The 12,290-nt window shown below is 66.9% G+C and carries 10 protein-coding genes; 5 read left to right on the top strand and 5 right to left on the bottom strand.

All coding sequences use genetic code 11. From position 1 onward, the window contains the following. Positions 1-8: 8 nt before the first annotated feature. The gene (locus tag WKB25_RS08260) at positions 9-1,157 is read right to left on the bottom strand and encodes an efflux RND transporter periplasmic adaptor subunit (protein WP_340569928.1); all 1,149 of its coding nucleotides are present in this window, start codon (positions 1,155-1,157) and stop codon (positions 9-11) included. A 130-nt stretch (positions 1,158-1,287) separates the two neighbouring features. On the opposite strand from WKB25_RS08260, the gene WKB25_RS08255 reads away from it, so the two are divergent. Further along, entirely contained in the window at positions 1,288-2,004 is a 717-nt protein-coding gene (locus WKB25_RS08255; RefSeq protein WP_340569926.1) for a response regulator, read from the top strand. Next, positions 2,004-3,071, top strand: a complete 1,068-nt coding sequence (locus tag WKB25_RS08250) for an ATP-binding protein (RefSeq protein WP_340569924.1) — start codon at positions 2,004-2,006, stop codon at positions 3,069-3,071. The genes WKB25_RS08255 and WKB25_RS08250 overlap by 1 nt, the downstream gene beginning before the upstream one ends. Here WKB25_RS08250 and WKB25_RS08245 read toward each other — a convergent pair. From WKB25_RS08245 to WKB25_RS08235, 3 genes are all read right to left on the bottom strand, one after another. Continuing rightward, positions 3,049-4,815: a DUF4105 domain-containing protein gene (locus WKB25_RS08245; RefSeq protein WP_340569923.1), complete on the bottom strand. Its 1,767-nt coding sequence runs from the start codon at positions 4,813-4,815 to the stop codon at positions 3,049-3,051. The two genes, WKB25_RS08250 and WKB25_RS08245, sit on opposite strands and share 23 nt — an antisense overlap. Before the next feature lie 100 nt (positions 4,816-4,915). Then, positions 4,916-5,215, bottom strand: a complete 300-nt coding sequence (locus WKB25_RS08240; protein ID WP_340569922.1) for a DUF2388 domain-containing protein — start codon at positions 5,213-5,215, stop codon at positions 4,916-4,918. A gap of 62 nt (positions 5,216-5,277) precedes the next feature. Then, positions 5,278-6,666 (bottom strand): FAD-binding oxidoreductase, encoded by a 1,389-nt coding sequence (locus tag WKB25_RS08235; RefSeq protein ID WP_340569921.1) that lies wholly within the window; start codon positions 6,664-6,666, stop codon positions 5,278-5,280. 169 nt (positions 6,667-6,835) lie between these two features. Here WKB25_RS08235 and serA point away from each other — a divergent pair, with 169 nt between their 5' ends. Continuing rightward, entirely contained in the window at positions 6,836-8,077 is a 1,242-nt protein-coding gene (gene serA, locus WKB25_RS08230; protein ID WP_089240876.1) for a phosphoglycerate dehydrogenase, read from the top strand. 158 nt (positions 8,078-8,235) lie between these two features. Here serA and WKB25_RS08225 read toward each other — a convergent pair whose 3' ends face one another. Then, positions 8,236-8,850, bottom strand: a complete 615-nt coding sequence (locus WKB25_RS08225; RefSeq protein WP_340569920.1) for an NUDIX hydrolase — start codon at positions 8,848-8,850, stop codon at positions 8,236-8,238. 131 nt (positions 8,851-8,981) lie between these two features. On the opposite strand from WKB25_RS08225, the gene WKB25_RS08220 reads away from it, so the two are divergent. Beyond that, positions 8,982-10,457 (top strand): amino acid permease, encoded by a 1,476-nt coding sequence (locus WKB25_RS08220; protein WP_340569919.1) that lies wholly within the window; start codon positions 8,982-8,984, stop codon positions 10,455-10,457. A 97-nt stretch (positions 10,458-10,554) separates the two neighbouring features. Then, complete coding sequence (locus tag WKB25_RS08215; protein ID WP_340569917.1) at positions 10,555-11,982, top strand: amino acid permease; 1,428 nt, start codon at positions 10,555-10,557, stop codon at positions 11,980-11,982. Positions 11,983-12,290 lie beyond the last annotated feature (308 nt).

Genomic DNA, 12,290 nt, shown 5'->3' with positions numbered 1-12,290 from the left:
GGAAGGGCTCAGCCCTGGCTTGCGGATGTCGGCGGTGCACTGGCACTGGCAACGGGGACCTGCCAGTCGCGCGGGTCGACCAGCACGCCTTCCTGCAAGCGCTCCTGACCTTCCACCACGACCTTCTCGCCCGCCTTCAGGCCCCGCCGCACCAGCCATTGCCGGTTGACGCTGCCGTCCACCTCCAGCGTGCGGATCACTGCTTTGCCATCGGCGGCGATGACCCAGGCATAGGCCTGGCCACCGGCGCTGCGCAGCACCGCCTGCTGTGGCAGCAACAGCGCGCTGGCCGGCGCACCGCGTGGCACCCGGGCCCGCACGTACATGCCCGGCAACAGCTGCCGCTCAGGGTTGTCGACCAGGATGCGCAGGATCACATCGCCGGTGCGTGCATCGACATTGACACCGGAGAACAGCAACCGGCCGCGCTCGGGCAGCGGTGTACCCGCCGCGCCGATGATCGTCACCGGCAGCTCGCCGTCCACCGCACCGCGCCGCAAGGACTGCAGCTGCGATGCCGGCTGGCGCACGTCCACGTAGACCTGGTCGATCTGCTGCACCACCGCCATCGGCTCGGCATCGGCGACGCCGACCAGTGCGCCTTCGGTCACCAATGCCTGGTCGATGCGCCCATCGATCGGTGCGCTGACCGTCGCATAGCGCAGGTCGAGCTGGCGACGCGCCAGGATCGCGCGTGCCTCGTTGACCGCTGCGCGGGCCTGCTCGTGCTCGGCGCTGGCATCATCGCGATGCTGCTGGCTGACCGCCTGCGCGGCGGCCAGTGCCTGCAGCCGATGTGACTGCACGCGACTGCGGCCGAGGGCGGCCTCGCTGCGCTGCAGGGCCGCCAGCGCCGAATCGACGTCGGCGCGGAATGCCGCCGGGTCGATCTGGAACAGCGGCTGCCCAGCATGCACCTCCGCACCCTGCTCGAACATCCGGCGCTGCACGATGCCGCCGACCTGCGCACGGATCTGCGCGGTGCGCACCGCTGCCACCCGACCGGGCAGTTCATCATCGCGCTGCACCACCTGCGGGCCGACGGTGACCACGCTGACACGCGGCACGGCTTCGACGGTGGGTTCGGGGCGGGAGCAGGCCGTCATGGCCAAGGCGAAGGCCGCGACCAGCGCGACCGGAGTCCTGAAGGTTCTCATTGCTGTGCACAGTGCCGCAGACGCGGCTGACGAATCATGAAGCGCGCAGTGTGCGTGGCGATGATGGGGTTTCGATGGAGGAACTGTGGAGATACGATGGAGGGCAAGCACCTTCCGGCCTCGCCTTGCCATGCATGCCTCCCCTGCCCTCGCGGCGCTGGTCCTGATCGTCGAGGACGAAGCCGAGATCGCCGACATCCTAGCCGCCTACCTTGAACGCGAGGGCCTGCGTACCCTGCGTGCGACCGATGGCCAGATTGCCTTGGACATGCATCGCAGCATGCGCCCGGATCTTGTACTGCTGGACGTGCAGCTGCCGCGCCTGGATGGCTGGAGCGTGCTGACCCAGCTGCGCCAGCGCGGCGAAACGCCGGTCATCATGCTGACCGCGCTGGACCAGGATCTGGACAAGCTGACCGCACTGCGGATGGGCGCCGATGACTATGTAGTCAAACCGTTCAACCCCGCCGAGGTGGCGGCGCGCGTTCGCGCAGTACTGCGGCGTACGCTGCGCAGTTCGCGGGCGGATGCGCCCAGTGCCCTGCGCGTCGGCCCATTGCTGATCGACACCGCCACCCACGCAGTGCATGTGGAAGGCGACGGCTACAGCCACGAGCTGCTGTTGACCCTGACCGAGTTCAAGCTGCTGCATTGCATGGCATTGGCGCCGTCACGGATCTTCAGCCGCAGCGAGCTGATGCACGAATGCCTGCCGGAAAGCGAAGCGCTGGAACGCACCGTGGACAGCCATGTCAGCAAGCTGCGGCGCAAACTGGACGAAGTGGGCCTCACCCAGATTCCGGCCAGCGTGCGCGGAGTCGGCTACCGACTGATGGCCGACCGCTGATGCGCCGCTCCGGGCTCAGCCGGCACATCATCGTGTCGATGTCGCTGATGGTCGTCGGCGTCATCGTGATGGTGATCCTCTCTTCGTGGTTGCTGTATGCCGTGCTGATCGAATTCTTCCCGGCCAGCGCCGAACAGCCGGAAGGCTGGCTGCCGACGGGACCGGAGCTGGCGTGGATGGTCGGGGTGATCCTGACCGGCCTGGCGCTGGCGATCGCCGCCTCGTTCCGCCTGGCGCACCGCATCCTGTCGCCGCTCAACTCACTGGTGGACAGCGTGCGTGCGCTGGCGGGCGGCGATCTCGGCGCGCGCGCCACGGCCGAGGCCAACTCTCCCGGCGAGGTCGCAGCGCTGGTCGACGACTTCAATGCGATGGCGCGCCGCCTGCAGCACATGGAAAGCGAACGGGTGATGTGGCACGCGGCCATCGCCCACGAACTACGCACGCCGGTGACGATCCTGCGCGGCCGCCTGCAGGGCCTGGCCGAAGGCGTGTTCCAGCCCGATGAGTCGCAGTTCCGCAGCCTGCTGGCGCAGGTCGAGGGCCTGTCACGGCTGATCGAGGACCTGCGGGTGCTGAGCCTGGCCGACAATGCCCGCCTTGATGTGCGCCGCGCCCGCACCGATGTGGTGGCCGAAGTGCATTCGGTGATGACCCTGGTCGATCCCGCTTTCCGCAGTGCCGGCTTCGTGCTGGAGCTGGAAACCAGCCGCGAGGAGCACCCCGCCCATTGCGATCCGACGCGGTTGCGGCAGGCGCTGCTGGCCTTGCTGGAGAACGCGCGCCGCTATGCCAACCCGGGCAAGGTACGCATCGCCGTGCATGACACCGTGGCCCATGTGCAGGTGGCGATCGAGGACGAAGGCCCCGGTATCGATCCGGCCCTGCATGCGGACATCTTCAATCCGTTCATGCGCGGCGACGGTTCACGATCGCGCCTGGGCGGTGGCAGTGGCCTTGGCCTGGCGGTGGTCAAGGCCATCGCCGATGCACACGGCGGCCAGGTCTACTGCACTCCGGGCACGGCCGGTGGCAGTCGTTTCGTCATCGAGCTGCCGCGCCAGTAGGAGGCACTTCGGCGGCCTGCTCACGCACGCGCGCACCCAACGCGGCCAGATTGTTGTCGATGTCATCCAGCTCACGTCGCTGCGACGCCGGCAACTGCGCGCGCAACTGCACGCGCAGTGCCTGCCAGGCGGGTATGGCCTGTGCGCTGGCAACGGCCACTGCGCGTGCAACCTCTGCCTGTTCTTCCGCCTGCGGCAGGCCGTAACCAGCGTCGGCCAGCAACTGGCCCGGGCGCAACCACTGGCCGCTCTGTTCCAACAATGCACGCAGCGAACGGGTGGCACTGCTGTCCGGGTAGGCCAGCAACCGCCGCTTCAGTGCATCGCGTGCGCGCAGCTCCGCGCGCCGCTGCGCCGCCTGTTCCAGCAGCAGCAGGCCGGCACTGGCACGTACATCACCGCGCAGCAACCACGGTGCGCGCTGTTGCGCCGGCAGCGCCAGCCAAGCGCGCACATCGCGCGCCGGCAACGCCATCTGCGCTGCGGCAACCGAGAACAACTGCTGGTAGTGGTCGCGCGCAGACGCAAAGTAGTAGCCCTGCGCCTGGGCCTGCGCGGGATCGGCCAGCACCTGCTCGTCCAGGGCATGCAGCCGCGCCAGCCGGCGGCGCAGTCCGCGCGGACTCAGCTGCGCCAGGCCGGCTTCGCCCAGACGCGGAACACCGGCCTGCAACAGCTTCGCCGTCTCCACCGCGCAGTTGTTGCTGACGAAGTAGTAGCGGCCGTCATAGCTCCAGTGCACCTGTGCAGTGCGCTCGAGCAGGCTGGCGATTTCGCTGCGGTCCAGCTGCAGCGGCAGCGAGGCCAATCCGCGCAGCTCGACCTTGGTGTACTCGTCCACCACCTGCTGCAGCGGCAGCACGAACAGGCGCGAAGGATAGCCACCGGTCAGGCCGCGCCAGTTGGAAATCTGCACGTCGCCGACGAAGGCGCGGAAGGACAGCACCCGGTGATGCTCCAGGTCCAGCCTGCAGTCCGGCCCCGGTGCGCGGCCGGGACGGCAGATCACCAGCCGCAGCATGCTGTGGCCCCAGCGGCTCATCGGCTGCGCACTGCCTTCGGCGAACAGATAGTCCACGGCGTACACCCGGGCCGGGTCCAGTGCCAGCAGCGAAGCGGCGCCCTCTTCCGCGTCGGCCTGCAGCAGCGGAACCGTGCCCGTGCAGTGCGGCGCAGGCAGCGATGGCGGCGTACCGAAGTGCGTCCGGTACCACTGCGCCAGTGCTGGGCGGCGGCACCCGAACTCTGCATCCAGCACGAAGTGTTCGGCATTCACCGCCAGGTACTCGGCCGGGTCGGTCAGTTCGTAGGCATCGGGGCTGCGGTCGCGGAAGGCATTGTCACCGCGGCCAAGATGCCATGGCTTGCGCTGCCAACCTGCAAGGTCACGCCAGCGGGCGCTGCGCGACCAGTGCGCACTGTTGCGGTCGGCGACATGAGTCAGTTCGTGCACCAGCGCGCTGCGGCGGGCACGACGGGCGCCGGCCACGTCTTCATCCAGCAGGTCGCGGCGCAGCGCGATGCGCCCGGCGAAGGCACGGCCATGTACATCGGCCGGCAGGTCATCGCTCCAGCGCACCCTTACCTGCGCCGGCAATGCAGCCAGCAGGCCTTCCGGCAGCAGTGACTGCACGTCGGCCAAGGTCTGGCTGGCGAGCTGCTGCTGTGCCGGATCGAGACCGGACGGATCGAGCTGCAGGCGATCAGCCGCGTGCGCGATGTGAGCCGTCAGCAGTAGAGCCACGCCATGCGTGGCTGCTGTGATCGCCCATCTGCGCTTGGCATTCAGCCGAGCATGGCTCGGCTCTACAGAAAGCGATGACGCGGAGGTCATGCTGCCCGGATCAACGCGCCAGCAGCGCGCGGGCCAGTTCCATATCACTCTGCTGCTGTGCAGCTGCATCGTGCTCGCGCAGGTGCACCAGTGCCGCCTGCAGGCGTGCACCACGGATCTGGCCATCGCTGGCGACAAAAGCCGCCGCATCGTCGCGCGCAGCCAGCACCACCTTGTCGTCTCCCGAGCTGCTGCCCGAGGAACCCGAAGAGGCGCCCGTCGCCGACCCGGCCGAGGTGCCGGCAAAGCTCGAAGCGACGCCGGCCAGCGGCAGGGACAACAGGGCAACCAGCAGGAGCGGACGGATCATGGTCAGGGAGTTCGTTGATTGGGTGAGTGGAGCGTAACGGCTGGGTGAAGTCTTTGCCCGTGTCAAAGGTCGAACAATTTGCCGGGATTCAGCCGCCCTTCGGGATCGAACGCGCGCTTGACCGCCTTCATCAGCCCGATCTCGGCCGGGCCACGGGTGCTGTCGAGGTAGCCCTTCTTGACCAGGCCGATACCGTGCTCGGCCGAAATGCTGCCATTGAAGCGCGCCAGCACCTGCGCCAGCAGCTTGGTCACGTGCTCGCACTGGGTCACGAAGTCGGCATCGCTGGTGTCATCGGGCTTGAGCACGTTGATGTGCAGGTTGCCGTCACCGATATGGCCGAACCAGACCACATCGAAATGCGGGTAGGCATCGCCGATCAGCGCCTGGGTCTCGGCCAGGAACGCCGGCATCGACGAGATCCGCACCGAGACATCGTTCTTGTAGGGCTTGTAGCGCGCCAGCGCCTCGGTGATGCCCTCGCGCAGGCGCCACAACTGCGCCGCCTGGGCATCGCTGGCACTGATCACCCCGTCGCTGACCCAGCCATTGCCCATGCAGTCTTCGAAGGCGGCCATTGCCGCTGCTTCCTGCGCATCATCACCGGCAGCGAACTCGGTCACCACGTAATAGGGGTGTACTTCATCGAATGGTGCCTGCGCGCCGTGGGACAGCACGTGCTCCAGCGCACGATCGGTGAAGAATTCGAAGGCCTGCAGCTGAAGTCGCGCGCGGAAGGCGGCGAACACCTGCATCAGCACGTCGAAGCTTGGCAGCGCAAGCAGCATCACGTTGCTGGCCGGCGGCGGGTCGGTAAGTTTCACCGTGGCCTCGACGATCACGCCCAGGGTGCCCTCCGAACCAATCAGCAGTTGGCGGAAGTCGTAGCCGCTCGAGTTCTTGATCAGGCCCTTGTTGAGCTCGAGCAGTTCGCCCGTGGCAGTGACCACCTTCAGTCCGGCGATCCATTCACGGGTATTGCCGTAACGGATCACCCGGATGCCACCGGCATTGGTGGCGATGTTGCCGCCGATCGAACAGGAACCGCGCGCGGCGAAATCCACCGGGTAGATCAGACCGTGCTCCAGCGCGGCGTTGTGCAGCGCCTCCAGCGGCATGCCCGCCTGCACCACCAGGGTGCGGTCGACGGCGTCGTAGTCCAGCGCCTTGTTCATCCGCTCCAGGCTCAGCACCAGCTCGCCATGGGCCGCCACCGCGCCGCCGGACAGACCGGTGCGACCACCGGATGGAACCACCGCCACGCCTTCGGCCGCGCTCCAGCGCATCACCGCCTGCACTTCTTCCACCGTGGCCGGCAACGCGATCGCCAGCGGCGCCGGCGTCCAGCGCCGGGTCCAGTCGCGGCCGTAGTGCTCCAGGTCGGCAGGGTCGGTCTTCAGCTTCAGGCCGGGACAGGCCTGCTGCAACGAGGCGATGCGGGAATCGGTCATGACGGTCCAGCGCGGGGCGTGAAGAACGGGCAAGCGTGCCAGCGGCAGGGGCCAGCGTCCAGCCCCGCAACGCCATCAATAGCTGCAGTTGCAACCAATTGCGCACTGCACCATGCGCGTTGCGATCTGGCATAGTGGTCAGCCCCTGTCCCACTGGCCGTGCCGCCCCATGTCGCCGAAGAAGACCTCGTTCCCGAAGCAGGATATCCGCGTACTGTTGTTGGAGGGGGTCAGCCAGACCGCCGTGGAGGTGTTCAGCGCCGCCGGCTACAGCCAGATCGAAGCGCACACCAAGGCACTGCCCGAGGACGAACTGAAAGCGCGGATTGCCGAGGCGCACATCGTCGGCATCCGTTCGCGCACCCAACTCAGCGCCGAGGTGCTGGCCGAGGCCAAGCGCCTGATTGCGGTCGGCTGCTTCTGCATCGGCACCAACCAGGTCGACCTGGATGCGGCTGAGCTGGCCGGCATACCGGTATTCAACGCGCCCTACTCCAACACCCGCAGCGTCGCCGAGCTGGTGATCGCTGAAGCCATCATGTTGACCCGTGGCATCCCGCAGAAGAACGCCGAATGCCATCGCGGCGGCTGGTCGAAGTCGGCCAGCGGCAGCCATGAGGTGCGCGGCAAGGTGCTGGGCATCATCGGCTACGGGCATATCGGCACCCAGGTGGGCGTACTGGCCGAATCGCTGGGCATGCAGGTGATCTTCCACGACGTGGAAACCAAGCTGTCGCTGGGCAATGCCCGTGCCGCGGCCAGCCTGGATGACCTGCTGGCGCGCGCCGACATCGTCACCCTGCACGTGCCGGAGACACCGTCCACGCAGTGGATGATCGGCAGCACCGAGCTGGCGAAGATGCGCCGTGGCGCGCACCTGATCAACGCTGCCCGCGGCACCGTGGTCGACATCGATGCGCTGGATGCTGCGCTGGCCAGCGGCCACATCGGTGGCGCGGCGCTGGACGTGTTCCCGGTCGAGCCGAAGGGCAACGGCGATATCTTCGAATCACCGCTGACCCGCCACGACAACGTGATCCTGACCCCGCACGTGGGCGGCAGCACGCTGGAAGCGCAGGACAACATCGGCATCGAAGTGGCCGCCAAGCTGGTGCGCTACAGCGACAACGGCAGCACCCTGTCGGCGGTCAACTTCCCGGAAGTGACCCTGCCCGAGCACGCCGACAGCCTGCGCCTGCTGCACATCCACCAGAACGTGCCGGGCGTGCTGTCCAAGGTCAACGAGATCTTCTCGCGGCACAACGTCAACATCGACGGCCAGTTCCTGCGCACCGACCCGAAGGTGGGTTACGTGGTGATCGACATCACTGCCAGCGAGGAACAGGCCAGCGCGGTGCGTGACGAACTGGCGGCGATTCCGGGCACGTTGCGCACGCGCATCCTGTATTGATCAAGGTAGCGCCGGGCCACGCCCGGCGGGATGCTTCGGCACCACGCCATCCACGCATGGCGTGGATCTACAAGAGATCACGCGCTCAGTAGACCCACGCCATATCCGGCCAGGTGGTCGCAATGCCAGTAGATCCACGCCATGCGTGGATGCATTTTTCAGCGCGCCAGCCACCGGCGCGCCATGCGCTGCATCGATTCATCCGACTGCGGATCGCTGGCGACCTCGGCCACCGGGCGCCAGGCCAGCTCCAGCGACTCTTCACTGAGCGCGAAATCCTCTCCGCCCAGCGCACGGATCACGAAACGCACGTCGTAGTGCCAGTGCCCCGGCACGTCTTTGCGTTCCGGAATCCAGTGCTTGTCCAGATCGAAGATCGCCGGATCGTCCAGCACCAGCCCGCTCAGGCCGGACTCCTCTTCGGCCTCCTTCAACGCCACCCGGGCCAGGTCGCGGTCACCATCGGCATGCCCACCCAGCTGCAGCCAGCGCTGCAGCTTGCGATGGTGGGTCAGCAGCAGGCGCTGGCCATCGGCGCTGACCAGCCAGCAGCTGGCGGTGAAATGGCCTGCCAGCCGCTCGCGGCGGAACGCATCCTCCACATCGTCGATCAATGTGCCGAATTCGGCAGCCAGGGCGTCGTGGGCAGGTTCCTTGCGCGCATAGTCATGCAGCAGGCGGCGCAGGCGATCGTCAAGCACGGCAAGGGATTCGGTGGTTTCGCTCATGAATGCGGGGTACCCGGGAAAATACCGGCCATTATCGCCGTTCATTGTTGCGTTTGCGCTTGTGCGGTGCCTTCAGCATTGGCTAAGGTACAGCGGGCCGTTTGCACGGCCTTCACCATTCAGGCCGCTGGCAATGTACCGGCGGCCCTCCCAATCCGATCATCAGGAAGTACTGCATGCTGAAAGCTCTGTTGAGGGTCAAGCCGGTCGAACCGGCCGGGCACGTCGATGCCGGCGAACCCATCGAAGGCAGCCTGGACGGCGAAGCCACGTTGAAACGGACCCTCACGGCGAAACACCTCATCATGCTTGGCATTGGTGCGGTGATCGGCGCAGGTATTTTCGTGCTCACCGGCCAGGCTGCGGCCAACCACGCCGGCCCGGCGGTGATGCTGTCGTTCGTGTTCGCCGGCATTGCCTGCGCGCTGGCGGGCCTGTGCTACGCCGAGTTCGCAGCGATGATGCCGGTCTCCGGCAGCGCCTACTCCTACTCCTACGCCACCCTCGGCGAGGGCATGGCCTGGTTCATCGGTTGGTGCCTGGTGCTGGAGTACCTGTTCGCCTCGGCCTCGGTGGCGGTGGGCTGGTCGGCGTACCTGATCAGCTTCATCACCACCACGCTGCACATGCCGTTCCCGGACACGCTGAGTGCGGCGCCGATTGCCTGGAACGGGCACGAGTTCGCCGCTTCCGGCAAGCTGTTCAACCTGCCGGCGGTACTGATCGTGGCAGCGGTGACCGGCCTGCTGTACGTGGGCGTGACCCAGTCCGCGTTCGTCAACGCGATCATCGTGGCCATCAAGGTGTTCGTGATCTGCCTGTTCGTGGGCATCGGCGCGGCCCACGTGGACCCGGCCAACTGGCACCCGTTCATCCCGGAAAACACCGGCGTGTCCGGCGAGTTCGGCTGGAGTGGCGTGTTCCGCGCGGCCACCATCGTGTTCTTCGCCTACATCGGCTTCGATGCGGTCTCCACCGCCGCCGGTGAGACCAAGGACCCGCAGCGCAACATGCCGATCGGCCTGCTCGGCTCGCTGGCGGTCTGCACCATCGTCTACATCATCGTCTGCGCGGTGCTGACCGGCATGCTGCCGTACCACCTGCTGGGCACCGACAAGCCGGTGGCCACCGCACTGGAAGCCTACCCGAGCCTGTCCTGGCTGAAGACCGCCGTGGAAATCGGCGCGATCGCCGGCCTGTCCTCAGTGGTGCTGGTGATGATGATGGGCCAGACCCGCATCGCCTACACCATCTCGCGCGATGGCCTGCTGCCGAAGGTATTCGGCAAGGTACACAAGCGCTTCCGCACGCCGTACTGGGCCACGATCGTGGTCGGCGTGATCGCCGCCTCGCTGGCCGGCCTGGTGCCGCTGAACGTGCTCGGCGAGCTGGTGTCGATGGGTACCCTGCTTGCCTTCGCCACGGTCTGCGTGGGCGTGCTGATCCTGCGCTACACCCGCCCGGAGCTGCACCGCCCGTTCCGCGTGCCGCTGGTGTGGGTGATCTGCCCGCTGGGCGCGCTGTCGTGCCTGTTCCTGTTCTGGCAGGCGTTCGTGGTGCACTGGCACCTGTTCGTGGGCTGGACCGTGCTGGGCCTGCTGATCTACTTCGGCTACGGCATGCGCCACAGCAAGCTGGCCAAGTCGCCCTGATCCTCCCGACGGGCTGGCCCCTGCGCCGGCCCGTCGATATCCGCAAGCATTTCCGCCCGCGCCCGTTCACGGGGCGCACCGCACAAGACCACCACACATGTTCAAGCAACTGTGGGCCACCAAGCACCCGCACGCCGCCCACGAAGACGCCAACGGCCTGAGCCTGCGTCGCCACCTCGGCCCCTGGGGCCTGACCGCCCTGGGCATCGGCGCGGTGATCGGCGGCGGCATCTTCGTCATCACCGGCCAGGCCGCCGCCAACCACGCCGGCCCGGCCATCATGCTGTCGTTCGTGCTGGCCGCGATCTGCTGCGCCTTCTGCGCCCTGGCCTATGCCGAGTTCGCGGCGATGGTGCCGGTCTCCGGCAGCGCCTATACCTATACCTACGCCACCTTCGGCGAGCTCTCGGCCTGGTTCATCGGCTGGATGCTGGTGCTCGAGTACGGCGTCTCCGCCTCGGCCGTGGCGGTCAGCTGGACCGGCTATTTCCTCAGCCTGCTCAGCCATTTCGACATCCATCTGCCCGCTGCGCTGGTCAGTGCCCCGTTGGACGCGCAGCTGCGCCCGACCGGCGCCATCGCCAACGTCCCCGCCGCGATCCTGGTGCTGCTGCTGACCTGGCTGTGCTACGTCGGCATCAGCAAGTCGTCGGCGATGAACATGGCCATGGTCATCCTCAAGACCGGCCTGATCGTGCTGGTGATCGTGGTCGGCTGGAAATACGTGGACACCAGCAACTGGACCCCGTTCATCCCGGCCAACGAAGGGCCCGGCAAGTACGGCATGGAAGGCGTGCTGCGCGGCGCGGCGATGGTGTTCTTCGCCTATATCGGCTTCGAAGCGGTATCGGTGGCGGCGCAGGAATCACACAAACCGCAGCGCGACATGCCGATCGGCATGATGCTGTCGCTGGTGATCTGCACCGTGCTGTACATCGCAATGGCTGCGGTCATGACCGGCCTGGTGCCCTACCAGCTGCTGGGCACCGATGAGCCGGTAGTGACTGCCGTAGCCGCGCATCCGCAGCTGGGCTGGTTGCGGGTGGTGGTGGAGATCGGTGCGTTGATCGGCCTGTCCTCGGTGGTGCTGGTGATGATCATCGGCCAGCCACGCATCTTCATGATCATGGGACGCGACGGCCTGTTGCCGCCGGTGTTCACCAAGATCCACCCGAAGTACCGCACGCCGCATATCAATACGGTCATCACCGGCATCGGCATCGCCCTGCTGGCGGCGCTGTTCCCGCTGGACATCCTCGGTGAACTGACATCGATGGGCACGCTGATCGCCTTCGCCGCGGTCTGTGCCGGTGTACTGATCCTGCGCCGCACGCAGCCGGACCTGCCGCGTCCGTTCCGCATCCGGGGCGCGTGGTTGATCTGCAGCCTGGGCGTGCTGAGCTGCCTGGCGCTGCTGTCGGCGATGACGCTGCACAACTGGATGTTGATGGGCGTGTGGACGTTTGTCGGCTTCGTGATCTACTTCTTCTACGGCTTCAAGCACAGCCGCCTGCGGGGGAAGTGAGGTTTTCTGCATTGCAGGGCCTGCGGCCCTGCACCTGCCTTTGAAGCCAGAGCAACGGCAGCGGCGGGTCTGAGGGTTTGGCGGGGAGGGGTGAGATTGCGGGGGACGCTGCAAGTACGTCCCTGTAAGCTCGGTCGCCGCATCCATGCAGCTCACGCCCCCGCAATCTCACCCCTCCCCGCCTTCGACAGGTCCACGCAGCTGTCGGTAGATCCACGCCATGCGTGGATGAAGCGTTCCCGGAAATGAATGTTCGGGGACGAATCTGCAGTAGAGCGGAGCCATGCTCCGCTCCGAGCAAGCGCAGC

Origin of the sequence: Stenotrophomonas sp. G106K1 (assembly GCF_037969685.1) — a bacterium.
In the GTDB taxonomy this organism is placed as follows: domain Bacteria; phylum Pseudomonadota; class Gammaproteobacteria; order Xanthomonadales; family Xanthomonadaceae; genus Stenotrophomonas; species Stenotrophomonas lactitubi.
The sequence above is the reverse complement of the archived record's forward strand: the minus strand, read 5'-3'. Positions and strand labels throughout refer to the sequence as shown.

Excerpts from the sequence above, each read along its gene's own strand:
- WKB25_RS08260 (WP_340569928.1), bottom strand. The coding sequence starts at position 1,157 with ATGAGAACCTTCAGGACTCCGGTCGCGCTGGTCGCGGCCTTCGCCTTG.
- WKB25_RS08255 (WP_340569926.1), top strand. The coding sequence starts at position 1,288 with ATGCATGCCTCCCCTGCCCTCGCGGCGCTGGTCCTGATCGTCGAGGAC.
- WKB25_RS08250 (WP_340569924.1), top strand. The coding sequence starts at position 2,004 with ATGCGCCGCTCCGGGCTCAGCCGGCACATCATCGTGTCGATGTCGCTG.
- WKB25_RS08240 (WP_340569922.1), bottom strand. The coding sequence starts at position 5,215 with ATGATCCGTCCGCTCCTGCTGGTTGCCCTGTTGTCCCTGCCGCTGGCC.
- WKB25_RS08235 (WP_340569921.1), bottom strand. The coding sequence starts at position 6,666 with ATGACCGATTCCCGCATCGCCTCGTTGCAGCAGGCCTGTCCCGGCCTG.
- serA (WP_089240876.1), top strand. The coding sequence starts at position 6,836 with ATGTCGCCGAAGAAGACCTCGTTCCCGAAGCAGGATATCCGCGTACTG.
- WKB25_RS08225 (WP_340569920.1), bottom strand. The coding sequence starts at position 8,850 with ATGAACGGCGATAATGGCCGGTATTTTCCCGGGTACCCCGCATTCATG.
- WKB25_RS08220 (WP_340569919.1), top strand. The coding sequence starts at position 8,982 with ATGCTGAAAGCTCTGTTGAGGGTCAAGCCGGTCGAACCGGCCGGGCAC.
- WKB25_RS08215 (WP_340569917.1), top strand. The coding sequence starts at position 10,555 with ATGTTCAAGCAACTGTGGGCCACCAAGCACCCGCACGCCGCCCACGAA.